At 36.4% G+C, this 25,136-nt stretch carries 24 protein-coding genes, 1 tRNA gene and 2 pseudogenes; 13 read left to right on the forward strand and 14 right to left on the reverse strand.

The annotated features are described in order from the left end of the window. Nucleotides 1–99: 99 nt before the first annotated feature. From K2F26_RS00895 to dnaK, 6 genes are all read right to left on the reverse strand, one after another. The gene (locus K2F26_RS00895) at nucleotides 100–450 is read right to left on the reverse strand and encodes a hypothetical protein (protein ID WP_220609996.1); all 351 of its coding nucleotides are present in this window, start codon (nucleotides 448–450) and stop codon (nucleotides 100–102) included. A gap of 118 nt (nucleotides 451–568) precedes the next feature. Continuing rightward, the gene (locus K2F26_RS00900) at nucleotides 569–931 is read right to left on the reverse strand and encodes a hypothetical protein (protein WP_220609997.1); all 363 of its coding nucleotides are present in this window, start codon (nucleotides 929–931) and stop codon (nucleotides 569–571) included. A 640-nt stretch (nucleotides 932–1,571) separates the two neighbouring features. Further along, a complete protein-coding gene (locus K2F26_RS00905) occupies nucleotides 1,572–1,739 on the reverse strand; it encodes a hypothetical protein (protein WP_246605486.1) in 168 nt (55 codons plus the stop codon). Nucleotides 1,740–2,056: 317 nt separating this feature from the next. Continuing rightward, a complete protein-coding gene (locus K2F26_RS00910) occupies nucleotides 2,057–2,542 on the reverse strand; it encodes a DUF29 domain-containing protein (RefSeq protein ID WP_220609998.1) in 486 nt (161 codons plus the stop codon). Nucleotides 2,543–2,813: 271 nt separating this feature from the next. Continuing rightward, entirely contained in the window at nucleotides 2,814–3,809 is a 996-nt protein-coding gene (locus K2F26_RS00915; RefSeq protein WP_220609999.1) for a DnaJ C-terminal domain-containing protein, read from the reverse strand. 154 nt (nucleotides 3,810–3,963) lie between these two features. Beyond that, nucleotides 3,964–6,066, reverse strand: a complete 2,103-nt coding sequence (gene dnaK / locus K2F26_RS00920) for a molecular chaperone DnaK (protein WP_220610000.1) — start codon at nucleotides 6,064–6,066, stop codon at nucleotides 3,964–3,966. Nucleotides 6,067–6,373: 307 nt separating this feature from the next. Here dnaK and K2F26_RS00925 point away from each other — a divergent pair. The 3 genes and pseudogenes from K2F26_RS00925 to K2F26_RS00935 form a co-directional block, all read left to right on the forward strand. Then, nucleotides 6,374–6,586 (forward strand): annotated as a pseudogene (locus K2F26_RS00925) (peptidase M28); the annotation flags it as partial. 107 nt (nucleotides 6,587–6,693) lie between these two features. Beyond that, nucleotides 6,694–7,860, forward strand: a complete 1,167-nt coding sequence (locus K2F26_RS00930; RefSeq protein WP_220610001.1) for an RNA-guided endonuclease InsQ/TnpB family protein — start codon at nucleotides 6,694–6,696, stop codon at nucleotides 7,858–7,860. Nucleotides 7,861–7,886: 26 nt separating this feature from the next. Then, nucleotides 7,887–8,048 (forward strand): annotated as a pseudogene (locus tag K2F26_RS00935) (M28 family peptidase); the annotation flags it as partial. Nucleotides 8,049–8,299: 251 nt separating this feature from the next. Here the strand turns inward: K2F26_RS00935 and K2F26_RS00940 are convergent. The 4 genes from K2F26_RS00940 to K2F26_RS24500 form a co-directional block, all read right to left on the reverse strand. Continuing rightward, nucleotides 8,300–8,479, reverse strand: coding sequence for a hypothetical protein (locus tag K2F26_RS00940; RefSeq protein WP_220610002.1), 180 nt, complete (start codon nucleotides 8,477–8,479; stop codon nucleotides 8,300–8,302). Continuing rightward, complete coding sequence (locus K2F26_RS00945) at nucleotides 8,476–9,381, reverse strand: bestrophin family protein (RefSeq protein ID WP_220610003.1); 906 nt, start codon at nucleotides 9,379–9,381, stop codon at nucleotides 8,476–8,478. Before K2F26_RS00945 ends, K2F26_RS00940 begins: the two co-directional genes overlap by 4 nt. Before the next feature lie 228 nt (nucleotides 9,382–9,609). After that, nucleotides 9,610–11,304: a beta-carotene ketolase CrtO gene (gene crtO, locus K2F26_RS00950; protein ID WP_220610004.1), complete on the reverse strand. Its 1,695-nt coding sequence runs from the start codon at nucleotides 11,302–11,304 to the stop codon at nucleotides 9,610–9,612. A gap of 376 nt (nucleotides 11,305–11,680) precedes the next feature. Beyond that, complete coding sequence (locus K2F26_RS24500) at nucleotides 11,681–11,830, reverse strand: helix-turn-helix domain-containing protein (RefSeq protein WP_246605487.1); 150 nt, start codon at nucleotides 11,828–11,830, stop codon at nucleotides 11,681–11,683. Nucleotides 11,831–12,234: 404 nt separating this feature from the next. Here K2F26_RS24500 and lepB point away from each other — a divergent pair, with 404 nt between their 5' ends. After that, nucleotides 12,235–12,810, forward strand: a complete 576-nt coding sequence (gene lepB / locus K2F26_RS00960; protein WP_220610005.1) for a signal peptidase I — start codon at nucleotides 12,235–12,237, stop codon at nucleotides 12,808–12,810. A 140-nt stretch (nucleotides 12,811–12,950) separates the two neighbouring features. On the opposite strand, the gene K2F26_RS00965 is transcribed toward lepB, so the two are convergent. Next, nucleotides 12,951–13,481 (reverse strand): ComEA family DNA-binding protein, encoded by a 531-nt coding sequence (locus tag K2F26_RS00965; RefSeq protein WP_194056487.1) that lies wholly within the window; start codon nucleotides 13,479–13,481, stop codon nucleotides 12,951–12,953. Between the two features lie 13 nt (nucleotides 13,482–13,494). Further along, a complete protein-coding gene (locus K2F26_RS00970; RefSeq protein ID WP_220611730.1) occupies nucleotides 13,495–13,869 on the reverse strand; it encodes an NINE protein in 375 nt (124 codons plus the stop codon). A gap of 150 nt (nucleotides 13,870–14,019) precedes the next feature. Here K2F26_RS00970 and hsdR point away from each other — a divergent pair, with 150 nt between their 5' ends. From hsdR to K2F26_RS01000, 6 genes are all read left to right on the forward strand, one after another. Further along, nucleotides 14,020–16,407, forward strand: coding sequence for an EcoAI/FtnUII family type I restriction enzme subunit R (gene hsdR, locus K2F26_RS00975; RefSeq protein ID WP_220610006.1), 2,388 nt, complete (start codon nucleotides 14,020–14,022; stop codon nucleotides 16,405–16,407). Nucleotides 16,408–16,410: 3 nt separating this feature from the next. Beyond that, the gene (locus tag K2F26_RS00980; protein ID WP_220610007.1) at nucleotides 16,411–17,712 is read left to right on the forward strand and encodes a hypothetical protein; all 1,302 of its coding nucleotides are present in this window, start codon (nucleotides 16,411–16,413) and stop codon (nucleotides 17,710–17,712) included. 51 nt (nucleotides 17,713–17,763) lie between these two features. Then, a complete protein-coding gene (locus tag K2F26_RS00985; protein WP_220610008.1) occupies nucleotides 17,764–19,557 on the forward strand; it encodes a class I SAM-dependent DNA methyltransferase in 1,794 nt (597 codons plus the stop codon). Between the two features lie 92 nt (nucleotides 19,558–19,649). Further along, on the forward strand, nucleotides 19,650–19,874 hold the full coding sequence (locus K2F26_RS00990; RefSeq protein WP_137669239.1) for a DUF2281 domain-containing protein: 225 nt from the start codon (nucleotides 19,650–19,652) through the stop codon (nucleotides 19,872–19,874). Next, nucleotides 19,874–20,278: a type II toxin-antitoxin system VapC family toxin gene (locus K2F26_RS00995; RefSeq protein WP_220610009.1), complete on the forward strand. Its 405-nt coding sequence runs from the start codon at nucleotides 19,874–19,876 to the stop codon at nucleotides 20,276–20,278. The genes K2F26_RS00990 and K2F26_RS00995 overlap by 1 nt, the downstream gene beginning before the upstream one ends. A 176-nt stretch (nucleotides 20,279–20,454) precedes the next feature. Beyond that, nucleotides 20,455–21,606 (forward strand): restriction endonuclease subunit S, encoded by a 1,152-nt coding sequence (locus tag K2F26_RS01000; protein WP_220610010.1) that lies wholly within the window; start codon nucleotides 20,455–20,457, stop codon nucleotides 21,604–21,606. Nucleotides 21,607–21,731: 125 nt separating this feature from the next. Here the strand turns inward: K2F26_RS01000 and K2F26_RS01005 are convergent. Together K2F26_RS01005 and psaK are read right to left on the reverse strand one after the other, a co-directional pair. Further along, nucleotides 21,732–21,804 (reverse strand) — tRNA-Ala (locus tag K2F26_RS01005). 123 nt (nucleotides 21,805–21,927) lie between these two features. After that, the gene (gene psaK / locus K2F26_RS01010) at nucleotides 21,928–22,188 is read right to left on the reverse strand and encodes a photosystem I reaction center subunit PsaK (RefSeq protein WP_220610011.1); all 261 of its coding nucleotides are present in this window, start codon (nucleotides 22,186–22,188) and stop codon (nucleotides 21,928–21,930) included. A gap of 295 nt (nucleotides 22,189–22,483) precedes the next feature. Here psaK and K2F26_RS01015 point away from each other — a divergent pair, with 295 nt between their 5' ends. The 3 genes from K2F26_RS01015 (at nucleotide 22,484) to K2F26_RS01025 (ending at nucleotide 25,065) form a co-directional block, all read left to right on the forward strand. Then, a complete protein-coding gene (locus tag K2F26_RS01015; RefSeq protein WP_220610012.1) occupies nucleotides 22,484–22,912 on the forward strand; it encodes a SufE family protein in 429 nt (142 codons plus the stop codon). A 119-nt stretch (nucleotides 22,913–23,031) separates the two neighbouring features. Beyond that, the gene (locus K2F26_RS01020) at nucleotides 23,032–23,922 is read left to right on the forward strand and encodes an alpha/beta fold hydrolase (protein WP_220610013.1); all 891 of its coding nucleotides are present in this window, start codon (nucleotides 23,032–23,034) and stop codon (nucleotides 23,920–23,922) included. Between the two features lie 171 nt (nucleotides 23,923–24,093). Beyond that, nucleotides 24,094–25,065 carry a CobW family GTP-binding protein gene (locus tag K2F26_RS01025; RefSeq protein WP_220610014.1) on the forward strand — a complete coding sequence of 324 codons (972 nt, stop codon included), beginning with the start codon at nucleotides 24,094–24,096 and terminating at the stop codon, nucleotides 25,063–25,065. Nucleotides 25,066–25,136: the final 71 nt, after the last annotated feature.

The raw sequence follows: 25,136 nt of genomic DNA on the forward strand, positions 1-25,136 counted from the left end.
AATACAGTGAAAGAAGAGGATTTACGCAGTCGAAAAAATTATTATTGGCTGTGATGAATCTGTAGAACTTGAGGTTTGATAGTTATAAATCAACCCTAATTAACAGTAACGATTTCTGTTACTGTTTCTACCTCTGAATCCGTATCTTCTTCTAGATATTCTGTTATCACCAAATCCAAAATTAGCTTGCTGAACAGGTTGATTAGGTTCTTCAGAATCTTCACGTTCTTCAGGTTTATTAGGATTATTAGGATTATTAGGATTATTGGGATCGTATAGCTTTGGTTCTTCGTTTCCATCATCCAAAGCATATACTTCTTTACTCAGCAAATTGGCAAATTGACCTCCAGAAATGATTTCTGCTGCTTGTTCGTCAATTTCTTCTACCAAAGCAATATTTTCTAAAATACTTTGGTTGTGTAAAAAAGAGGTGGCAATAGTAATACTCACTTGAGTTACTCCTGAAATTTAGTTGAGTTTATTGGTCAATATTTCTCGGTCTGTTACAAACAAATGAAATAGATGATGTTGGCTTTAATCAAAAACCAACGGCTATTTTTCCAGAAGATTAAGCTTGACGGTATAAGTCAATTCTATTAGGATTACTGTTGGAAGAGTTAGAAAATACATATCTTCCAGCATCTCTTAGATTATATCCTTTTACCCTTAATCTATTGTCTCGAGTATCTCCATCAAATCTTATTTTCCCACCCATGTCGGTAATCACTGTATGTTCTTCGTTTGGTTTTATAATCCATGCAACGTCATCTACTGTGTAAATAATCGCTTGTTGTGTGGCATTTTTCAGAGTAAATCTCTCCACACCACCAGAAATGATTTCCGCAGCTTGTTCGTCAATTTCTTCACCGAAAGTAAAATTTTGTAAGATGCTTTGGTTGTTGAACAGGGTTGTTTCTCCTGCAATAGTCATGGTAATTTCTCCTGATAGTTGATGTTGTTTGTTGGTAGCGACTCAGATAGGAAAAATTAAGTCAGCGAAAATATATAAACCATTAAGATAGCTATTGGCTTAATATTTTCTTCTTATTTATGTATACCGGAAAAATTTATGATGTTGCGAAAATTAGCTATTAAATATCCGACTTACTAATGTATTAGTAAGCCTTCAGCTAATCATATTCATCGCAAAGATTCAGAAGTAAAACTTAGTATAACTTGAGATAAGACGCAAAGATAATAATCAATAATAGCAGTTATTTTGTTGGTGTCAGACTGTCATTTAAGAGAAGATGATCAACTTCTCTTTTTTCTATATTAGCAGCATAAATCATTTTTAGAAAACCTGGGCATAATTTTTATTTTTTCTTTTGTTTCTACTTCAAAGCTGATGATTTTAGGCTCTTCAGTACCTAATATGCTAAATTGTTCTGATAAAATCTGAAAAGGCTTACCGTATAAGGGAAATAATGTTGGTTATTGAAGAAAATGTCTAAATATTCCCTCTTAATCTCTGTTCCCTGTTCCCTGTTCCCTGTTCCCTCGAACTCAGGTTAAATTAGCATAACAAGTACGGTAGAACCTGATTTTATGTGTTAATACCTATGGTAAAATCAGGTTTGGGAATGGGAAATAGATATAATCAGGTTAGGATATTTACGCCCTTCTTGCCAAACGACCCAAGTATTACGGTGTCGGTTTTCTGTATCCAAAACTAAGAAAAAATCTAGACCACAAAAGTCTTTATTTTTGATCTGCTGAGAACTGTAATAAATACTCATGTTCCCAGCGATAAATTGGAGCAGAAAAAGCTATTGCAGAAAAAATTAAGTATTCCAACAAATTAGACATAAAATAGACAGTGGAGTGGATATAACCCCGACTTCTTTAAGAATTAGGGGATCTAAAAATCACCATAACAAATTCAATAATTGACAATTACCTTTCCCTTGAAGGGAGAGGATTGAAAAAGCAGATTTTTTATTTTTCCCCTGGAAAGGGGAGGTTTTAAACCGTTCGGCTGACGCTCACGGCGGAAGCCTTGAATGAAACAATTGTCAATTTTCAATTGTCAATTTTCAATTGATAAGAGTAATTCTTAACCAAAATTAGATGAAGATGATCCATAAAATTCATCATCTAAAATTTCCTCAATGGTAAAAGGACATAGATCAGGATATTCAAATTCATCAGGAATACGAACTCCAAAAGATGCCAATTTTCCTTCTTTGATAGCAATATCTTTACCATCTACATAGGAATCTTCTAAAATTTCTGGTAAATAGGATTTCAGAGACGGCATTTTTGATAATTGTTTTTTGATACGTTTACGATGTTCAATCACCGAATTATACCAACTATTTTTCATTGTTTCTGGGGCATCAGCTTGAACTTTTAGCTTTAATAAATGGGCTAATAAAATCATTAAATTACTCTCTAAAGCATTTTTTTCTGCTTTCCCCAAATCTTTTAACTCCTCAATCAAATTCACTGTATCTAAAACTGTAAATTCATGGCTTTCTAATTGCTTAATTGTTAATTCTAGCCATAAATTAAAATCTTTTTCATAGAGAGATACACTCATAATATGCCCTCACTAATTAATTTCAGTAATCACTCAGCCATCAGCCGTCAGCCATCAGCTATGTACCTGAAATATGAAAATACAAATAATGAAAAAACAGATGCAGATAACATTCAACATTACTAAGATTAAAACGTCTGAATCCTTTCTATTGGCTGATTACTGATTACTGATTACTGATAGCTGAATACTTACAATTTCATATTCGGATTTAACTGTTGACTTACTCCAGGATATCCTAAAAATCCTGATTCTGATAATTAAATTACCATTAAATCAAATCCGCCCTTGGTTTAAAACTTTCAATTTCCCGCAATTTTTCATAAAGTTGTCTTTCTTCATCTGTAATATTTTTCGGTGTGACTATTTGAATTTCTACTAATTGATCACCCCGTTTACCACCTTCTACGGGATAACCTTTATTAGCTAATCTAAATCTTTGACCGGATCTAACTGCGGGAGGAATTGTCATTTTTACAGGACCATCTAAAGTGGGTGCTTCCACTTGTCCACCTAAAACGGCTTCACTGGGAGTTACAGGAATTTGACAGAAAATATTAGCACCTTCTAGTTTAAATAACGGATGGGTTTCAACGGTAATTTTTAAGTATAAATCACCGCCACCTATACCTTGATTGCGTAACCGGATAGTTTGACCTGTTACCATAGCAGGTGGCATAGTTACTTCTAGCGATCGCCCATCTTCTAAACGTATTCTTTCATTACCACCTTGATAAGCTTTTTCTAGAGGTAAAGTTAACCTCGCTTCGATATCTCTGCGAGTGGTACGGGGTGGAGTGTTAACTGTATAAGCTACTTTGGTTCTGGGAGTGCGAAAGGGATCGCTAGTGGTTGTACTACCAGTATTAGTTTTAGTTTCTTTGCGACTACTAACACCTATGACTTGATTAATAAAACTTTCAAAATCAGGAAAATCGCTGGGATCTACATTTTGACTGCTGCGACTGTTAGCGCGACTATCTCCCCAACCTTTGGGTTTTGGTGACTGTTTGCTACCAGCAAAGCCCTTTTGTTTCCAATAACGGCTAAACTGATCATATTGCGATCGCCGACTGGGATCGGAAAGAATTTCATAAGCCTCACCAATAGTCTTAAATTTTTCTTCTGCTTCCTTGTCACCAGGATTGAGATCAGGGTGATATTGCCTTGCTAACCTGCGATAAACCTTTTTAATTTCTTCGCTAGAGGCATCTTTTGTGACTCCCAAAATCTCGTAATAATCGCGGAAATTTTGCAAGTTTTGCATAGTCAGTTATCAGTTATTAGTTATCAGTTATCAGTTATCATTTGTCAGTTATGCTTCTGCTTTTTACTGACCTTGCAAATATTTGAAATTAGATTTTAGATGCAATAAATTTAATCCCCAATCTAAAATCTAAAATCCAAAATCTAAAATTGCTTTACAGCCAATCATCATCATCATCCCAGTTGTCTTGATAGCTGGGACGACTGGGACGGGGGGGAGGACTGTTATCATAGGAGGAAGAACGATTTTCTCGACTATAGTCTTTACCATAGTCCCTGCCATTGCCTCTACCATAGTCTTTACCATAGTCCCGACCATAGTTTCTGTTATAAGAATCCCGTTCTCGATAGGTTTCTCTGGGAGAATAATCTCGTTCTCGTTCTTTATCACCTGTGAAGATTTCCCGAATCGCACCAAATAAATCTTCGTCTTCATCTTCAGCATAATACTCACGGACTTCTCGATTTAGCTCATAGAGAGCATCTTGCAAGTCTGAGTAAGCCTGATCAATACCCCGATCATCATCATCTTTTAAACTTTCTCGCAGTTCCCGGCAAATATTGTCAATGCGTTGACGACGGTTGCGGGCAAACTGCATCCCCATTTCTAAGGCTACTTCCCGCAGTTGTCTTTCTGCTTGTAAAATCAAAGCTTCGGAACGAGTCCGTTTTTCTACTCTTTCTTTGCGTTCCCGGTCAATATCAGCATATTTCTGAGCATCTTGAATCATTCTATTAATTTCTGATTCACTCAAGGTAGAAGCACCTTGAATAGTAATACTCTGTTCTCGTCCAGTTGTCCGATCTAATGCCGTTACCTGTAAAATACCGTTGGCATCTATATCAAAAGCTACTTGAATTTGTGGTATACCTCTAGGTGCTGGAGGAATACCATACAGCTTGAAACGTCCCAAGGATTTGTTATCTGCTGCCATTTCCCTTTCCCCTTGGACTACGTGAATTTCTACACTGTTTTGGTTATTTTCCGATGTAGAAAAAATATCAGATCGTCTGACGGGGATGGTAGTATTGCGGGGAATCAGTTTTTTCATCACCCCACCTATGGTTTCTAAACCCAAGGATAAGGGTGTGACATCTAACAGTAGTACATCCTTGGTTTCTCCTGCCAGAATACCTGCTTGAATAGCTGCACCTACGGCTACTACTTCATCAGGGTTGACATTTTCGCTGGGTTCAATACCAATTAAATCTTCTACCAGTTGTTTTACCATTGGCATTCTTGTAGAACCACCTACTAAGACAACTTCTTCAATGTCTACAGGTGATAGTCCGGCATCTTTTAACGCCCGTTTGACTGGGTTACGAATCCGACTGATTAAGTCAGTACATAAAGCTTCAAACTGGGAACGGGTGAGGCGAGTTTCTAAATGTTTTGGTCCGTCCTCGGTAGCGGTGATAAAGGGTAAGTTAATATCGGTGACGCTGACGGCAGAAAGTTCAATTTTGGCTTTTTCTGCGGCTTCCATTAACCGTTGCAATGCTTGGCGATCGCGCCTTAAATCTACCCCTTCTGTCTCTAAAAATTGATCCGCCAACCAATCAACTATTTTTTTGTCAAAATCATTACCACCTAACTGGGTATCTCCACTAGTAGCTTTAACTTCAAAAACGCCGTCACCTACTTCTAGAATGGAAACATCAAAAGTACCACCACCCAAGTCAAAAACCAGGATGGTTTCTACATCACCTCTTTCTAATCCGTAGGCTAGGGAAGCGGCGGTAGGTTCATTAAGAATACGTAGCACTTCTAAACCTGCGATTCTGCCAGCATCGCGGGTAGCTTGACGTTGAGAATCATTAAAATAAGCAGGTACGGTAATTACAGCCCCCGTCACAGGTTCACCCAGATAACGACTCGCATCAGCCGCTAATTTCTTCAGCACCATTGCTGAAATTTCTTCCGGGGCAAATTCTTTATTTAATCGCGGACAGGCAACTTTAATATTGCCCATTTCATCCTTACGAATAGTGTAGGGTACACGCTTAGAATCGGGGTTAAGTTCCGCGTACCTGCGCCCAATAAAGCGTTTAACTGCAAAAAAGGTATTTTGGGGATTCAGCACAGTTTGCCGTCTGGCCATTTGCCCCACCACCCTTTCGCCTTCTTTACTGAAACCAACAACAGAGGGGGTGGTTCGCATACCTTCAGCATTGGCAATCACCACCGGCTTGCCACCCTCCATCACGGCGACTACTGAGTTGGTTGTACCCAAGTCGATGCCGACTACCTTGCCCATGCGTTACTCTTCTCCTGCTGCGTGTTTGACTACATCTATATATTATGATTGGGAGGCATATTTTCCGCTGGCAGCCAGATGTTAAAAACCGCCCAATGGTATAATTATCATTAATTCCATAAATTCAATAATTTAGATATTTAGAGAAATTGTAGCTTAACCTGTCACTTGCCAAACTAGGATAGCATTTGCACAGGGAGAACAGGTAGATAGGCAGGGGAGCAGGGGAGCAGGGAGCAGGGAGCAGGGGGAAATTATTTGATTTTCCCATTCACCAGTCACCAATCACCAATCACCAATCACCATCTTGACTTTAAAACAACGATTACTCAATCATCTGCAAGAAATAGCACGGGAACGCGATCCTTATATGGCCAGTGCGGGACATTTCTTTGTTCAAGAATACATCCGCCAGCAATTAGGACAATGGGGAAGTGTGGAAATCCACACCTTTAAAGTGGGGAGTAAAAGTTGTAATAACCTGATTTTAAATTTACCTGCTCAAGAGAAAAGACAAAAGGTTAGTAGCTAGTTACTGTTTTATTAACTAATAATAACAAATACTAACATTTGCTCAAAATTTCGACTCATCTGCTCTTGATGACAGAATTACAGTAAAATACTTGTATGTTACTAGGATTCAAGACCCAACTCAAGGTTAACAAGCAACAACAACTACTACTAGCACAACACGCAGGAGTAGCTAGACACGCTTGGAATCAAGGTTTAGCACTTTGTCAACAGGTATTATTACATAACAAACTTAATTCTCAAGACAAAATCAAATTTCCTACAGCCATAGATTTACATAAATGGTTAGTAGCAGCCATTAAATCTACCCATCCTTGGTATTATGACGTATCCAAATGCGCCCCTCAATACGCATTAAGATATCTCTCAGATGCCTTTAAAGCTTTCTTTAAAAAAAGTAAAGGATTTCCTAAGTTTAAGAAAAAAGGGAGACATGATTCTTTTACCTTAGATGGGTCAATAAAAATTGACTACAGAAAGGTAAAAGTTCCTGTCATTGGTTGGCTGAAAACTTATGAAATTCTCCCGACAGGATATAAACCTAAATCTGTCACCATAAGTAAACAGGCTGATAAATGGTTTATCTCTTGGAAACTGGAGGTGAGAACGACTCAAACCGAGAAAAATCAAGAGTTTGTAGGAGTAGATTTAGGCATAAATCATCTAGCAATATTATCAACAGGAGAAATATTCAATGGTGTAAAAAGCTATAAAAAGTATGAAGATAAACTAGCAAGAATGCAATATTTGAACCGCCATAAAAAAGTAGGTTCAAATAATTATAGAAAAGCACAAATCAAAATAGCGAGATTACACCAAAAAATAGCCAACATCAGAAAAGATACATTACATAAAATCACCACCTATATCAGCAAAAACCACGCGGTTATAGGGATAGAAGATTTGAATGTATCTGGGATGTTAGCGAATGGGAAATTATCAAAAGCTATTGCGAATATGGGCTTTTATGAATTTAGAAGGCAGCTAGAATACAAAACACAACTGTATGGCAGTAAGTTAGTAATTGTGGATAGATTTTATCCCAGTAGTAAGACTTGCTCAAATTGTGGAGAGAAAAAATCATCACTGTCATTATCTCAAAGAGTGTTTAAATGTGATAGTTGTGGCTTTGAGATTGACAGAGATTTAAACGCTGCGATTAACTTAAAACAAGAAGCGGTCAGATTGAGCGTGTTAGCCTGTGGACTAGATAGTGCCGACACTTCTAGGGTGAAGCAGGAAGAAAAAGCTGGCTGTTGTTAGCATTAGTTAGCTTTTTTGTATCGGCTGATTTACCTCCTATTTTAATCGGCGCTCACTATGATGGTGTACCTGGTACTGTAGCTGCTGATGATAATGCTACTGGAGTAGCAGTTTTGTTAGAATTTGCCCGCATTTTTGCCCAAGCACCTGCTAGATATCCTTTGCGCTTGGTTGCTTTTGATATGGAAGGTATTAAGTGTTTGTAAATTTGAATAAATTTTTAACCAGAAAATAGCATATTTCTTAGAGAAGTCGGTAATCTGAGCATTGAAAGTTGCCAAAGTATTATTATTTAAAGTGAAGTAATTTTCATGTAAAATTAATAATTATTAATTTGGTATACGTCTCTGCAAAAACATCAAGGGGGAAGATATCGCCAGGAGCATCCCAATTTTGAAAAAAATAAACACAGCCACACCAAAAACTCTCTGAAACTCTCTTACCTTTGTGTCCTTTGCGCCCTTTGCGGTTCAATCATATCAGAACCTTTGTACATATTATTTCCATAGATAAAAATAAATTTACACATTTGAGATGTTCCTATATTGCCAAAATGAAACAAGGAAGAAATCGAGCGATCGCTTAAAAATAACTGCCAACAATATAATGTTACCCTCATACATCTTCTTTCCTTGAATGTATACTAGGAGTCAAACTGATTAAATCATCAAGATTCCGTTTCATGGTGTCACAAATTTTATCTAATGGTAAATCGTTAGCATCATAACCAAAGGGATTTTCAATTTCTAACCCAATAGCTTCAATACCCAATAAAGTAAAGCTAACTAAAGCAGAAATAAACCCTGTCCACCAACCAAGACTCTCAACAATTTGAAATGGTAATAATAAACAATACAGTAATAATAATTGTTTGAGATGAATAGCATAAGCGAGAGGGATGGGTGTTTTTAAAATGCGTTCACAAGCCCCTAAATTATCGACTAAAATATTGACTAATTGCTGCATTGCTGCTAACTGATAACTATTTAAGCAATTGCGGTTATATTGTTTTTGTAGGTAATCACTAATCCAAAAAGCTACCTCAAGGGGCGGATTATTCATTGTTTTGAGGTTAATATAATAAGATGCTGGCATTAATTCTTCTAATTCGCTATTTATAGGTTCGTTTCTTAAATGCAGTTTAGTCGCTACAGCAAAAGCTATTAATAATTTCAAAGTTTCAATCTTCTTCTTTTCATCTTCAATAGCAATTTCATCCACAGATACCCAAATTTGTCGGGCGAGATTGCGGACTGTATTTACTGTTGAACCCCAAATTTTTCTTCCTTCCCAAAATCTTTCATAAGCTGTATTGGTTCTAAAGACTAATAATAAACCTAAAACAATGCTGGGAATCACACTTCCTAAAATCGGTTGAGAAACTGGTACTTGAAAATAGTACAGAACGGAAATTAATATTCCAAATATTCCACACCCGATAACTCTTTTATAAATTGAGGTAATTACAGATCCTTTAATCTGGAGCGCAAGTTGAAACCATTGCTGCTTTTCGTTTTCCATACTGTTTTCCTAAATGTATTTTTTTGGTGAATATACATTCACTCTTGATAATGACAATCTTAATTATACCATGTCTGATTAAATACTAACAACAAAATTTAGGAATCCGCAGTCAGTAGGGGTTGAGCAATGATAAACCCCCAAGATATAGATCCCCGACTTCTCAAAGATCAAAGAGATCGGGGATCAGGTTATTATTTAGTTAGTGTATTCTTTCATCTCATCTACTTAACTAATGCCAAATACAGAACCCACAGTAGATTTAATGGAATTTCCAGCATCTTTTAATGTCTGAGTAATAGGGTGTTTGGACTGCAAAAATACTCTTGCACAATTACGTCCTGGCATTCCTGAAATTGAACCACCGGGATGAGTTCCAGCACCTGTTAAAAACAGGTTATCAATGGGGGTTTTATAATTTGCTAATTCTGGTAAAGGTCTAAAAAATACCATTTGATCTAATGTCATATCAATATGGTAATAATTGCCTTTATAAGCCCCTAATCTTTCTCCTAATTCTGCTGGACTTTCTACTCTTCTAGCGATGGTTGCAGTTTTCACGTTGGGGGCGTAAGTTGCTAATTTATCAACTACTTTATCTGCAACTTGATTTTTCAATTCATCGGTCCAACCTGTACCTTTTAAACCTGTACCTTCTGCTCCAGCTATTTGATAAGGGGCAAAAAATTCAATCCAAACTGTATGTTTTCCTGGTGGTGCTAAACTCGGATCAAGAAAGCTAGGAACTACTACATACATTGAGGGATCACTATCAGGTATTTCTCCTAATGTACATTTACTATGCGCCTGTTCTACATGATTCATGGAATCTGCAATTAAAATTGAACCAATGAGATATTCGTCTTTATGTTCATGGTAGGGAAAACGCAAGGGTTCATCTAATGCTAAATCTATCTTTAAGATAGTTTCATTATTATTAACTATGCGCCGTTCTAATCTTTCTCGTAATTCAGGATCTGCATCATCTACTTCTTGAGCATCTATCAATTGTAAAAATAATCTTTTGGCATCAATATTAGAAATTACTCCATATTTTGCCCGATATTCTTCACCATTAGCAACCCGCACACCTACGGCTTTACCATCATCAATTAAGACTTTTTCTACTTGCTGATCTGTGAGAATTTCGCCACCTTTTGCTGTGACTAAATTCACTAATGCTTTGACTAATGCACCTGTTCCTCCACGGGGTCTAGTCATTCCCGGATGATGACGCATGGACATCATCATTACACCAATGGCCAGGTTTTTTTGTGATGGTGGCGCTCCTAATTCTGATGCTAATCGAGAAAGAGGTGCTTTGAGAAATTCTTCATCAAACCATTCATTTAAAATATCTTCGGCACTGGTGAGCATTGTTCGCACAAAATCTAAACTTTTTTGGGTAGAACCAATGACAGAAAATAAATCTTTGAATTTTTGCAGGTTGTAGTTACCAAAAATATCTATAATTGATTTGGGTGGAGCGTTGAACATGGGCATCATGGCGTTAATTGCCCGTTGCCAATAATGGGTAAACTCGGCATATTTTTTAGCGTCTCTTTCATTATACCTGGCTATTTCTGCACAGGTTTTTTCTAATGATTTATGGGCTAAAAAATATTTACCATCAGGATGGGGACAAAAAACAACTGGGTCACATTCTAGATATTCTAAACCGTATTTTTCCAGTTCTAATTCCTGAACAACTGGACCGAGATGAATAAATTCATGGTCAATAGCACAGAGGTTAAATTTAAACCCTGGTGCGTTGTCTGGTATACATTCTTCTGTTGTGGCCGCACCACCGGGAACAGAACGCTTTTCTAGTAGCAGGACGCTATAACCTGCTTTGAGTAAATAAGCAGCACACACTAAACCATTGTGTCCTGCGCCAATAATTAAAACATCATATTCTTTCATGTTTTTTATTTTATCATCAAATTCTATAAGGAGTCAGGAGTCGTAGGGGCGAAGCATTCGGAAAATAGCCTTAAACAAAAATTGATAATTTATCACCCGAATGCTTCGCCCGTACAGGAGTCAGGAGTTAGGATAATAACCCACATTCCTCACTTCGCTTTGTAATACATTAAGATTACGAAAATTGGGGTTAATGGTGGTTGAATAGCGATCGCCGAAGGGCTATAATTCATACGTTTAAATACTGAATAATGTCAACATTTTTTGTAAAATTTATCGAAGTATTAACGTAGTACATTTTGAAGTGCGGAAAGTCGGATACTACTCTCTCGGTCCTGTTTATTATCTATTCACAGCTTATACTGAGAGAGCTTTTTTACATCCTTTCCGACTTTTCAAACATCCTCTGAAATGTTGTCAAATGACGTAAATATGTTAATGTTAAAATTATTTGCGACTCTGGGGTTAATTTTTGCTTACGTCCACCTTCTCCCAGAATCAGCCTGACTTTTTTAGATTCTGCCAATTCTTTTTTATTATTATGTAGCTCTATAGCTTTCTCTATCAGTTGCTTTAGCTGTTCATAATGCAGTCCTAATAACCGTTGTGATTCTTCAGGATTGTTATCAATATACTCAACTATGTTGCTTATAATCTCAGAGGATGTTTTAAAAGTTTATGGCGAATATAATTCGCTACTACACAAGCAAAGTCCACCTGCGTGGACTAACGAAAAATTAAGGATTTGAAACCTGCGTAGGCAGGTTTTGTATGTGTAGATGTGATTTCTAATCGCCCAAGTTAGACTTTTCAAACATCCTGTGACTCCTGACTCCTGAATTCTGACATAATTCAGATTATTGGTATGGGTTCGGACAGAACCAAAATTACTAATAATTATACCTTGAGAGTCACAATCATCAAAATACTATGAAGCCGCAGGAAAGTAATATTAAAGAAACATCCACATCTGCACAAACATGGCGTGGTTGGCAAGAAAATCTGACTTTAATAGCGATCGCACTAACTTTAGCATTACTGATCAGGACATTTATCGCCGAACCCCGATTAATACCATCAGAATCAATGTACCCCACCTTACACACAGGCGATCGCTTAGTAGTGGAAAAAGTATCTTACCGTTTTCATCCTCCCGAAACCGGCGATATTGTCGTTTTTGAAACACCACCAGAATTACAACGTCGTGGATATGACAAAAACCAAGCCTTTATCAAGCGTATTATTGGCAAGCCAGGAGAGGTAATTAGCGTAGCTAATGGTAAAGTTTACCTCAACGGTGAGCCTTTACAAGAAGATTACATAGCCGAACCACCAAATCAGCCATTTCCAACCGTAAAAATCCCAGAAGATGAATTTTTCGTGATGGGAGACAACCGCAACGATAGCAATGACTCCCGATACTGGGGCTTTTTACCTCAGCAAAATCTCATTGGCCGTGCTACCTTTCGCTTCTGGCCTTTAGATCGCATCGGCTTAATTTTGTGATTGGTGATTGGTGACTGGGGACTGGTGACTGGTGATTCTATTTTGGATTTTGGATTTTGGATTTTGGATTGTATTTCATGAATCCAATCTAAAATCTAAAATCTAAAATCTAAAATTCTCCTGACTCCTTGATCTCCTACCTAAAACCGCAGATAATACATTAATTGAGCGATCGCCTCACCTGACAGTCCTAACCGTTGCTGAAAATCAGCCAAATTACGGTAATAACCAGCAGTGAGGCGATTTTGCACCACCGTTTCAGCTAGAGACAAATCTATCAATGGAATTTTCGCCAGACTTTCTACCGTTGCGGTATTGGGATTTACCTGCGTAGTATTAGCGAGAGATTCATCATCATAGTAGCTAAAATTTAACAGTGGTTTCAGTGGTTCTAGCCTTTGTACAGGAACACTCAAAGCCGCTGCTATATCTTCAATACAATAAAATTTAACACCTGAACGTGATAGTTCTACGAGCGATCGCCCTTGATGAATAGATAACCCTGGTAAACGTAGCCAATCATCTACAGTCGCTTGATTAGCATCAATACGCATCCCCAGTTGTGCAGCCATCTGAATTTCTGCCCCAGATTGTAGACGATAATAGGGATCATTCAGCAGTTTAGCTCGGAGTTTTTGCAATTTGAGATTTAAAGGTAGCCAGTTTATCATGGTATTAATTACATCAAGAAATCTGGTCTAATAGCTGACGGCGCTTTTGCTCAAATTCATACTCAGAAATCAAGCCGTCTTGACGCAAAGCATCTAACTCACGTAAGGCATTTGCTACAGATTCTACTTGATTACTGATCTGTGGTGAAGCCTTCACTGCGGACTTACCAAAATTAAAGTTTCGGTCAAAAGCTTCTTCATCTTGCGCCAAATACCAAACCCCTTCTATAGCACTAGCTACTTTAGGAATTGGTGTCCAAGATAACAATACATACAAAATTCCCCATAATGGCTGTCCCAAGTAAAATTTATGTAAACCTGAAATTGTTAGTGTGCCAGAAAAGGCTAAAATAGCAGCAATGCTTCTACTCTTCCGTTTCGTTAATATCATTCTTTTCCAGATCCGACTATTACAACTCTTAGAATCAGACATATATAATAGTAAATTACTTAATTCATGGAATCAATTTATCATGATAAAATTAATACCCAAAAACACATCATCACTTAGATAATCTAGCAGGATAAATGACCAGTTATGAGTAATGAAGCTAATACTTGTCGTAAGTATGTAGAACCAAAATTAAATCAAGCTGGTTGGAATACTGCACCTTATGATTATTATGAGCAGTATTGCTTTACTGATGGTAAGATTAGACCAAAAAATCAGCGTCAACCCCGTGGTAAACGGAAATTTGTAGATTATTTACTTCTAAAAGGTGATTTTCCCCTAGCAGTGGTAGAAGCAAAGCGGAAACGCAAAACTCCTGATGAGGGACTAGAACAAGCTATGGACTATGCGAAAATTCTAGGGGTGAAGTTTGCTTATTCAACCAATGGTAAGGGAATTGTTGAATTTGATTTCATCACCGGTGAACAGTCGGATGTGATGGACTCCTTTCCTAGTGGTGATGAACTTTGGCGCAGGTTGCAAGGTGAATCAAAAGAACAAATTAGAGAAGATATTGCTGAAAAATTATTAACTCCTGCTTATCCAATTCCTGATAAACCTATACGTTATTATCAACGAAATGCTATTAATGCAGCACTAGCAGCAATTTTCCAAGGTCAAAAGCGGTTATTATTAACATTAGCAACTGGAACGGGAAAAACTACGGTTTCTTTTCAAATTGCTTGGAAACTTTCACAGATAGAATGGAATAAATCAGATTATTTTCGCTCACCAATAATTTTGTTTCTGGCAGATAGGAATATATTAGTAGATGATCCGATGAATAAGGATTTTTCCGCTTTTAATGAGGATAAAATCTACAAAATTCAAGGTGAAGCTAAAAAAGGACGTGATCTTTATTTTGCTATTTATCAAGCAATTAGTGATACTCAAAATCAACCAGGACTTTATAGAGAATATAGTCCTGATTATTTTGATTTAATTATTATTGATGAGTGTCATCGAGGTAGCGCCAAAGATGAAAGTAACTGGCGACAAATTTTAGAATATTTTGAACCTGCTTATCAATTAGGATTAACCGCAACACCGTTAAGAGATGATAATGTAGATACCTATAGATATTTTGGTAATCCTCTTTATACTTATTCTCTAAAACAAGGGATTAATGATGGTTTCTTAGCCCCCTATCGAGTTTATCGGGTTACTACTCGTTCTGATAAGGAAGGATGGCGGCCTAGTGCTGGAGAAATTGATCGTTATGGAAGAACTATTCCTGATGAAGTTTATCAAACTCCAGATTTTGAGAGGAAATTAGTTAGAGAAGTGCGGACAAAAGCCATTGCTAAACATATTACTGATTTTCTCAAAGATACAGATCGTTATGCTAAAACAATTGTTTTTTGTGTGGATGAACCTCACGTTAAAGCAATGGTGAAGGAGTTACGCAATCTGAATACTGATATTACCAAAACAAATCCTGATTATATATCTCGCATTACTGCTGATGCTGGTGATGTTGGTAAAGGACATCTCGATAAATTTAAGGATGTTTTAGATGAAACTCATATTATTGCGGTTACTTCTAAATTGCTGACTACTGGGGTAGATATTCCCACTTGTAAAAATGTGATTCTTGCCCGTGTTGTTCGTTCCATGACAGATTTTAAACAAATCATTGGCCGGGGAACTCGTGTCAGAGAAGAAAAGGGTAAAATATCTTTTAATATTGTTGATTATACTAATAGCACTGTACTTTTTGAAGATAAAGATTTTGATGGTGAACCTACTTTAATTAATGAATCAGAAATTGATGATCAGGGAAAAATTATTTCAGAAGATGAACAGGAAATAGACTCACAAGAACCAGAAGCGCAAGATGATGATGTTGAGGAGGATGATAAATCTGGTTTTGGGGGCATTCCTGATGATGATGACGCACCACCTCGGAAATATTACGTTGATGGAGGTAGTGAGGAAATTGTGGAGGAAAAAATTTATGATTTAGATGCAGATAATCAACTGCGTTTGTCTAAATTAGTTGACTATACGAGAGAACAAGTTAGGACTCTCTATCGTTCTACTATAGAAATACAACAACGCTGGTCTGTTCATGAAGAACGGGCAGAAATTATTGATTTGTTGGCAGATAGGGGAATTAATTTTGATGAGTTAAAAGCAGTGACAAATCTTCCCGATGTTGATCCTTTTGATTTATTATGTCATATAGCCTTTGATGCTCCGGTTTTGACTTGTAAACAACGGGCTGAAAGGTTACGTCGTGGTAAATCTGACTTTTTTGAGCAATATGGGGAGGAAGCAAGGGCAATTTTAAATATTTTGTTGGATAAGTACGCAGAAAAGGGTATTGAAGAGTTTGATATTCGCACAAGTTTTAAAGCTAATCGGGAGTTTGATAACTATGGTAATATAATTGAAATTGCTGAACGGTTTGGGGGAGTTCAGGAGTTGAGGGACGCTGTAAATCAATTGCAAATTTTACTTTATTCAGCATAATTTATGTCTATGAAACAAACTAGCGGATTTATTGTTTATCTTCCCAATGAACAAAAAAAGTTTCGTGATTGTCTTATAAAAAATGAACCTTTTGCTGAGAATGTTACTTTTTTATGGAAAGAGAAATCAAGAATTATCAGATTATTATTTATTTCCTTTGATAACCAAAATATTCATTATGCCGTTTTATTAAAAACAGGTAATAAGGATCACAAAACTACTCTACCACAAAGATATTTAAGTTTTTTTAAATCCTTAAATATACAAGATCCAATTCCATTAAATGAAATTTATGAGAATTCAACATTTTTAAAAATTAGTTTGGATTCTTTAAAGTGTTTACCAGCATGGGAAAATGAAAATCCCTATATGTATGAAATAAATTCACCATGTTGGGAGCAATTAATAAACTGTATAAAAAGAATGAGGGGAAGTATTGCTAGAGATTTAGATGAAATGCTGGAATTAGTCAATAATACAAATATATTTGAAGGTGATGATTCTAATAGAATGGCACAGCAAAAAGATGCTGTTCAATTGTGTTTAAATTTAGTTTTTGGTGATACAGATTTATTATCAGAAAAATCTTTCAATTCAATAATGGATGTTAAACACAGGGATTACTTAAGTTATGTTATTGAAGACGATATTATCAATCATGATTCATCAATATTTGACGATTGGCATATAGATGTAAATAAGTCAAGTATAGTACAAAGGACTTTTAAAAGAGGAAAAAATACATTAAATATAACCAATGTTAACCGTAAAAAGGCTGAAACAACTCTTGGAGTAGATTTAATTTATTTTAATCGTAAATTTGAGTCATTTGTTATGGTTCAATATAAAACTTGGAAACAAGAATCTGGAAGAAATATATATAGATATGATGATGGTTATGCAAAACAAATAATTAGCATGAAAACAGCCGATAAAATTCTTTTCAGACAACATATTTTTACAAAATTCACTTTGAATTCTTATAGAATAGATCCAAATCCATTTTATTTCAAAATTTGCTATCCTGAAAATATTAGTTATAATCAGCACATGATAGGAGGATTATATTTACCGTATTTATATACGGAAATATGTATGAATGAATGTTCAGGAAAATATGGGGGGAGATTAATTAGAGAAGAAGATATACCTTATAGAATAAACAATAATTTATTTATTGAATTAGTTAAAAGCGGATTAATAGGCTCTAGGGGTATCAAAAATCAAATTGAATTGAATCAAGTAATAAATAACTTACTTGAATCAGGACATAGAATTACAATTGCTGAACACTACGAAGATTAGTTTACTATTAAAATTCAATAAAAACTAATTTTTTTCTTACTAAAAATACTAATGCCAAAACCCACTACCAAAAAAACCGACAAACCCGTAACCACCGCCCAAAAACTAGGCAGCGTGGTAAAATCAGCCCGTGATATCATGCGGACTGATAAAGGTCTAAATGGAGAATTAGACAGACTTCCCCAGTTGACTTGGATCATGTTCTTGAAATTGTTGGATGATTCCGAAAAACTACTCGAAGCAGATGCAAAAGTAGCAGGAATGGACTATAAACCCACAATTAAACCGCCTTATCGTTGGCGTGATTGGGCTGCTAATGAAGATTTTACCAGCGATAAGTTAAAAAGTTTCATCAATAATGATGAAGCAGTTTTACCAGATGGTAACAAAGGTGAAGGTTTACTCGCTTATTTGCGGAATCTCAAAACCAAAGCTGGTAATAAACGCGCTGATGTTATCGCTAAGGTTTTCAAAGATGTCAATAACCGTATGATTAGCGGGACTTTGCTATGGGATGTGCTGGATAAAGTCAATGAAATTCGCTTTGATAAATCCGAAGAAGTGAACGTCCTTAGCACCTTGTATGAGTCCATGTTAAAGGAAATGCGCGACGCTGCGGGAGATTCGGGAGAATTTTATACCCCTCGTCCAGTGGTGCGGTTTATGGTGCAGGTAATGAACCCACAATTAGGAGAAACAATTTTTGATCCTGCTTGCGGAACTGGTGGTTTTTTGGTTGAGGCTTATAAATATCTCAAACAGAATTGTAGCGCCCAAGATTGGCAAATTTTACAAAAAAGTCTGATTGGTGCTGAGGCGAAATCTTTGCCTTTGATGTTAGCACACATGAGTTTACTATTACATGGTTTTGAATATCCCGATATTGATGATGGTAATAGTTTACGGTTTACTCTGTCAGAAATGGGTGAAAAAGATTGGGTTGATGTGATTCTCACTAACCCACCATTTGGAGGTGAGGAAGAAGACAGAATTAAAAACAACTTTCCCAAAGATAGACAAACTAAAGAAACGGCGTTGTTATTCCTTCAGTTAATTATGCGTCGTCTTCGACAAAGACCGAAACCAGGACGCGCTGCGGTTGTATTTCCTAATGGGGTGTTATTTGGGGATAATATGTGCGCCAAAATTAAGGAAGATTTACTGAAAAATTTTAATTTGCATACTATTGTCCGTCTTCCTAATGGGGTGTTTGCACCATATACCAGTATTCCGACAAATTTGTTATTTTTTGACCGTTCTCGACAAACGGATGAAATTTGGTATTATGAAATTCCTTTACCAGAAGGACGAAAAAGTTACACTAAAACTAAGCCAATACAAGATGAAGATTTTGCTGAATGTGTAGCATGGTGGCAGAATCGGGAAGAAAATCAAAACGCTTGGAAGTATAACTTTAGGGAAGTTTATCATCAAGCTAGAGCAGATGCACAACCTTTTTGGGATGCTGGTAATGAAGCTGAAGAAAGGGCTAATAATCTAGCTAAAAATGTCAAAGAATTAACTGAAAAAATCAAAATTTTAGAAAATTCGATTTTAGATTTTTCTCCACCTAAAGAAGTTACTAAAGTTAAACAGCAGATTCAAAAAATTAAGGATGAAGTAAAACAGTTTCAAACTGAGGAACAAAATCAGCGCGAATTTGCTAAGGAACAGAAAGCCAAAGGTGATGCTATTTACTGGGCAATTTATAATCTTGACCGCAAAAACCCCAATAATCAGACGGATTTTGAACATTTACCCCCAGAGCAACTGGTAAATGATATATTGGAGAAAGATCGGCGAGTTGCTGAAATTATGTCTGAGATTAAAGCAATTTTAGGGTAGGGGCAATTCATGTAGCTTGCTTCCCGTAGGGTATTGCCTCGACAATCAAAGATGTAAGGTGATACTATGTAGTAAATTCAGGAGATTTTTCAATGAATATTGAGCAATCTGTGTTAGAAAAGTTACGCCATTTACCTGTTGATAAACAACAGCAATTATTAGATTTTGCGGAATTTTTGTCTCAAAAAATGACTCTTAAAACTCCTTTACAGAATGTTAGAGGATTATGTGCTGATTTAAAAGTAGATATTAGTGAAGAAGATATTTATCAAGCGCGTCAAGAAATGTGGGGTAATTTTCCAAGGGATATAATTTAATGACATCAGTGGTTGCAGATACACATACTTTAATTTGGTACGTTTTTGATTTACAGAGATTATCAGAAGCTGCATTAACAGCATTAGAACAAGCAGTTAATACAGGTAATCCTATTTATATCTCAGCTATTACGGTTATAGAAATTGCTTATTTAGTTGAGAAGGGACGCTTTACAGAAGAGGTATTAACACGAATTTTAAATGCTTTGGATGATCCCAATGTAGGTATTATACTTGTACCTTTGGATCGTAATATTTCAGGTGCAATTCGACAAATTGATCGGGTAACAGTTCCTGATATGCCTGATAGAATTATTGCAGCTACGGCGTTTTCTTTGGGTATTCCTTTAGTTACTCGTGATTTGAGGATTCAAGCTTTAACCACTATTAAAACTATTTGGTAGAAAAGCTACAAAAATACCAGGGATATAGGATTGTTAAGACTTTGCTTGACAATCACACGGCATGAAGCCGAATTTTGTCCCTGGTTTATATATAGTATATCATTTTTATTTACAGTTGGCAATTTTTAAAATGCAATTGGATTTTCATTTATTAGGAATAATATTTATATAAATTTATGAGTAAAGTTTATCCCTTAGTGCCTTTGAATCAATTACTTACACGCAAGAAAGAAGAAATTAACATTCAAGAATTGAATACCTATACTCGTATTACCATAAAAATGAATGGTCAAGGTATTACAATTCGAGATTGTGTTTTAGGTAGTGAAATAGGAACAAAAAAACAGTTTATAGCAAGATATGGTCAGTTAATTCTATCTAAAATAGATGCTCGTAACGGTGCTTTTGGAATTTTGCCAAATGTTTGTGATGGTGCAATTATCACAGGTAATTTTTGGGCATTTGAAGTAAATCATAAACTTCTCGATATTCAATATTTTGACTATTTAACTAAAACTCTCCTATTTATTGATTTTTGTGTAAGGGCAAGTGATGGTACTACAAATCGGTTATATTTACAAGAATCAAAATTTCTTTCAATGGAAATACCCCTTCCCTCACTAGAAGAACAAAGGCAAATTGTAGCAAGGGTTGAGGAATTAGTCGGGAAAATTGAGAAAGTGCGATCATTAAGAAACGAAATCATTCAAGATTCTCAAAAAGTCCTACTGAGTGCATATTATAAACTAATTGAAGGTGCTGAATACTTACCTATGAAATTTGTAGCACCTCTAGAACGTAGGGCAATAGAAATTAATTTATCAAATAATTACCCTGAATTGGGTATAAGGTCTTTTGGAAAAGGAACATTTCATAAACCAGCATTAAGCGGAGCAGAAGTTGGTACGAAAAAACTGTTTAGAATTGAAGCCAATGATTTGTTATTTCAAATTGTATTTGCATGGGAAGGTGCTGTAGCTGTTGCACAATCTAAAGATAATGGACGTTTTGGTTCTCATCGTTTCTTAACCTGTGTTCCACAGCCAGGAATTGCCACTTCTTCATTTTTGTGCTTTCACTTCTTAACTGAAAAAGGATTAGAAGATTTAGGAAAAGCATCTCCAGGAGGTGCAGGACGAAATAGAACTCTTGGATTGAAAGCTTTAGAAAATATACAAGTTCCTATTCCTCTATTTGAGAAACAACTATGGTTTGATGATCTTCAAACTAAAATAGACACAATGAAACAACTCAGAGAAGAAGCAATAAAAGAACTTGATGCGCTTTTACCTTCCATACTCGATAAAGCATTTAAAGGTGAATTGTAAAAATTTAGGGGTAATACCCTTACGTAAAAAATGCGATCGCTTTCTGCACACCATCAAATGCAGTCATTTTTTGGTAAAATATAAATGCACTTTCTCAAAAGTAACAATAATAATTTAAAATACAGTGGAGTTAAGCGGAATCGAACCGCTGACCTCTTCAATGCCATTGAAGCGCTCTACCAATTGAGCTATAACCCCGTAGGTTATATTACATATTATGACAGATTATTTTAATTTAGTCAACTGTGTTCGTAAATAATCCCGACCATTGTAGATGCGGCCGGGATAATGAATCACAAAAGACGGGATGAGATGTAAATCCTAGATTCTGCCAATATAGTGCAATCCTAAGATAATACCAGCACCTAAGATATGACCAAAGGCGGCAGTTGCTAAAATAGCAGGTAAACCAAAACCACCAAAAAACTGAGGCGCGGGTGCTGCTGGTGCTGCACTGGGATATTGAATTGTAAATTTACCAAAGGCGATCGCAATGATGTTAGCGATAACCATGATGATACCAACGCTAGGACTCCATTCTAAGGGTGCGGTCGCAGCAGCGAGTAAAGTTGAAGTCAACACCGGGTTTTCTCCTTGGATAGATTATTGAATCATTGACTATATAATCTTCAGAATTACTCATAAAATTCAACAAAAATCTCAAATTTGCAGCATTTTTTAATATTTCGTCTAAATACTTCATGATTGGGTAATGGGTAATTGGTGATGGATGATTGGTAATTGGGAAAATACAAATAATTTCCCCCTGCTCCACTGCTTCTTCCCCAGTCACCAATCACCAATCACCAATCACCAGCGATTAAAGATCGCAAATCAATTACACTCAACATAAGACTGATTATTTTCTAAATTTACTATGTCCTTAAGTCTTGATTCTTTACCACCAGCTTTGGCTAAAATTGTGCAACGTTTTCAACGTGCTTCTGACCCAAAAAGACGTTATGAACAATTAATTTGGTATGCTCAGAAACTGCCAGAATTTCCTGAAGCTGATAAAGTCCCCGAAAATAAAGTTCCTGGTTGTGTCTCTCAGGTATATGTTACAGCTACACTCAATGACGGGAAGGTGGTTTTTCAGGGAGATTCTGATTCTCAACTGACTAAGGGACTGGTAGCACTTTTAATAGAAGGATTAAACGGATCATCACCTAATGAAATTGTACAACTAACTCCTGATTTTATTCAAGCCACGGGTTTAAATGTCAGCCTCACACCTTCCCGCGCTAATGGTTTTTACAACATTTTTAAAACTATGCAAAAAAAAGCGTTGGAATGTGATGGGTGACTGGTGACTGGTGACTGGTGATTAGTGACTGGGGAAAATTTATAACCCAATACCCAATACCCAATAACTAATAACTAATAACTAATAACTAATAACTAATAACTAATAACTAATGACTAATGACTACTTTTAGTGTATTTACTGGAAAAGTACAAGAATTTCTTTGGAATTGGCAAAATCAGCCATTGCGGGTGGTTTATGAAACCAGAGGAGAGGGTTTACCAGTTTTACTACTTCCTGCTTTTAGTAGCGTTTCCACACGGGGAGAAGTGGGAGAACTTGCCAAGTTACTCTCTACCCATTTTCAGGTTACTGCTATTGACTGGCCGGGTTTTGGTGAAAGTTCACGCTTGAGTTTAGATTACAATCCCGCTATATATGAGCAATTTTTAGCAGATTTTGTGAAATCTGTTTTTAATACTCCAATTATTGTAGTTGCGGCTGGTCATGCTACTGGTTATGTCTTGAAACTGGCAGTTAAACAACCAGATGCTTTTTCTAAGATTGTGTTATTAGCACCGACTTGGCGCGGACCACTGCCAACAATGGGGGTAAATCAAAATATTGCTGGTATAGTTAGGGAAATGGTGCGATCGCCTATTTTCGGTCAAGCATTATATAAGCTAAACACCACCCCATCATTTTTATCTTGGATGTATCGCCGTCACGTTTTTACCGATACAGCTAAACTGACACCCGACTTTATCGCCCAAAAATGGCAAACCACCCAACAACCAAACGCCAGATTTGCCTCTGCGGCCTTTGTCACCGGCAACATTGACACTATTCACAGTCAAGGAGAATTTTTATCCTTGGTTGAGTCGGTAAACGTTCCCATAATGGCAGTTATAGGCGCATCTAGTCCGCCAAAATCGCGGCAAGAAATGGACGCTTTAGCAGAATTACAAAAAGTTAATAGCGTGATTATTCCTGGTACTTTGGGACTTCATGAGGAATATCCAGCAATTGTTTTTGATGCAATACTGCCATTTTTAACCAATATGTGTTAAACAGAGAATGATTCTCAATGACTGTCAGGAGTCAGGAGTCAGGAGTCAGAATATTTGATCAATCACTAGATGATTAAATCCTGGTTTTTTGCGTCACTGTTAAAAAGCTGACTGCTGACTGCTGATAGCTGACAAACAAATTATCAAAATTGCTTTACATTGTTTGAAATTATGATGACTTCAGAAATAGCAAATACCGTACCCGTAACCGTTTTAACTGGCTATTTAGGCGCAGGAAAAACCACCCTCCTTAACCATATTCTCACCTACGAACACGGTAAAAAAGTTGCAGTTATCGTTAATGAATTTGGGGAAGTAGGCATTGATAATCAATTAGTAATTGATGCCGATGAAGAAATATTTGAAATGAACAATGGCTGTATTTGTTGTACAGTGCGCGGTGACTTAATCCGCATCATTGGTAATTTGATGAAACGCCGGGATAAATTTGATCATTTAGTAATTGAAACCACCGGATTAGCCGATCCTGCACCTGTGATTCAAACATTTTTTGTTGATGAAGATATGCAGAGTCAACTATCACTAGATGCAGTAGTTACAGTTGTAGATGCCAAACATATTTGGCAACATTGGGAAGCAGACGAAGCCCAAGAACAAATTGCTTTTGCGGATGTTATTTTATTAAACAAAACCGATTTAGTTAGTCCAGAAAATTTAGATGAATTAGAAAACCGCATTCGGTCAATGAATGCAATGGCGAAAATTTACCGCACCCGTAATTCTGAATTATCAATGGATGCTTTATTGGGGGTAAATGCCTTTGATTTAGAACGCGCTTTAGAAATTGATCCTAACTTTTTAGGTGAAGATGCCCATGAACATGATGATAGTGTTTATTCTGTAGCATTAGTAGAAAAAGGTGCATTAGATGGGGAAAAATTAAATGCTTGGATGTCAGAATTACTCAGCACCAAAGGAACTGATATTTTCCGCATGAAAGGCATTTTAAACATTGCTGGTGAAGATAATCGTTTTGTTTTCCAAGGTGTACACATGATTTTTGATGGTAAAGCAGATAGACCTTGGAAAGAAAATGAAACCAGAAAAAATGAACTTGTTTTTATTGGACGTAATTTAGATGAAGCCAAGTTAAAACAAGATTTTCTGGCTTGTATGGTGTAGGAGTCAGGAGTCAGGAGTTTTTTATTTTGGATTTTGGATTTTGGATTTTGGATTGTTTTTGTCAACTCCAA

This window comes from Sphaerospermopsis torques-reginae ITEP-024 (assembly GCF_019598945.1).
Lineage (GTDB): Bacteria > Cyanobacteriota > Cyanobacteriia > Cyanobacteriales > Nostocaceae > Sphaerospermopsis.

What these genes read in the sequence shown, in the direction of transcription:
- K2F26_RS00910 (WP_220609998.1), bottom strand. Translation starts at nt 2,542, where the DNA reads ATGAGTGTATCTCTCTATGAAAAAGATTTTAATTTATGGCTAGAATTA.
- K2F26_RS00985 (WP_220610008.1), top strand. Translation starts at nt 17,764, where the DNA reads ATGCCAAAACCCACTACCAAAAAAACCGACAAACCCGTAACCACCGCC.
- K2F26_RS01020 (WP_220610013.1), top strand. Translation starts at nt 23,032, where the DNA reads ATGACTACTTTTAGTGTATTTACTGGAAAAGTACAAGAATTTCTTTGG.
- lepB (WP_220610005.1), top strand. Translation starts at nt 12,235, where the DNA reads ATGAAGCCGCAGGAAAGTAATATTAAAGAAACATCCACATCTGCACAA.
- K2F26_RS00930 (WP_220610001.1), top strand. Translation starts at nt 6,694, where the DNA reads ATGTTACTAGGATTCAAGACCCAACTCAAGGTTAACAAGCAACAACAA.
- dnaK (WP_220610000.1), bottom strand. Translation starts at nt 6,066, where the DNA reads ATGGGCAAGGTAGTCGGCATCGACTTGGGTACAACCAACTCAGTAGTC.
- K2F26_RS01000 (WP_220610010.1), top strand. Translation starts at nt 20,455, where the DNA reads ATGAGTAAAGTTTATCCCTTAGTGCCTTTGAATCAATTACTTACACGC.
- crtO (WP_220610004.1), bottom strand. Translation starts at nt 11,304, where the DNA reads ATGAAAGAATATGATGTTTTAATTATTGGCGCAGGACACAATGGTTTA.
- K2F26_RS00940 (WP_220610002.1), bottom strand. Translation starts at nt 8,479, where the DNA reads ATGAGGGTAACATTATATTGTTGGCAGTTATTTTTAAGCGATCGCTCG.
- K2F26_RS00980 (WP_220610007.1), top strand. Translation starts at nt 16,411, where the DNA reads ATGTCTATGAAACAAACTAGCGGATTTATTGTTTATCTTCCCAATGAA.
- hsdR (WP_220610006.1), top strand. Translation starts at nt 14,020, where the DNA reads ATGAGTAATGAAGCTAATACTTGTCGTAAGTATGTAGAACCAAAATTA.
- K2F26_RS00945 (WP_220610003.1), bottom strand. Translation starts at nt 9,381, where the DNA reads ATGGAAAACGAAAAGCAGCAATGGTTTCAACTTGCGCTCCAGATTAAA.
- K2F26_RS01025 (WP_220610014.1), top strand. Translation starts at nt 24,094, where the DNA reads ATGATGACTTCAGAAATAGCAAATACCGTACCCGTAACCGTTTTAACT.
- K2F26_RS00965 (WP_194056487.1), bottom strand. Translation starts at nt 13,481, where the DNA reads ATGATAAACTGGCTACCTTTAAATCTCAAATTGCAAAAACTCCGAGCT.
- K2F26_RS00990 (WP_137669239.1), top strand. Translation starts at nt 19,650, where the DNA reads ATGAATATTGAGCAATCTGTGTTAGAAAAGTTACGCCATTTACCTGTT.
- K2F26_RS00905 (WP_246605486.1), bottom strand. Translation starts at nt 1,739, where the DNA reads ATGAGTATTTATTACAGTTCTCAGCAGATCAAAAATAAAGACTTTTGT.
- K2F26_RS00900 (WP_220609997.1), bottom strand. Translation starts at nt 931, where the DNA reads ATGACTATTGCAGGAGAAACAACCCTGTTCAACAACCAAAGCATCTTA.
- K2F26_RS00995 (WP_220610009.1), top strand. Translation starts at nt 19,874, where the DNA reads ATGACATCAGTGGTTGCAGATACACATACTTTAATTTGGTACGTTTTT.
- K2F26_RS01015 (WP_220610012.1), top strand. Translation starts at nt 22,484, where the DNA reads ATGTCCTTAAGTCTTGATTCTTTACCACCAGCTTTGGCTAAAATTGTG.
- K2F26_RS00915 (WP_220609999.1), bottom strand. Translation starts at nt 3,809, where the DNA reads ATGCAAAACTTGCAAAATTTCCGCGATTATTACGAGATTTTGGGAGTC.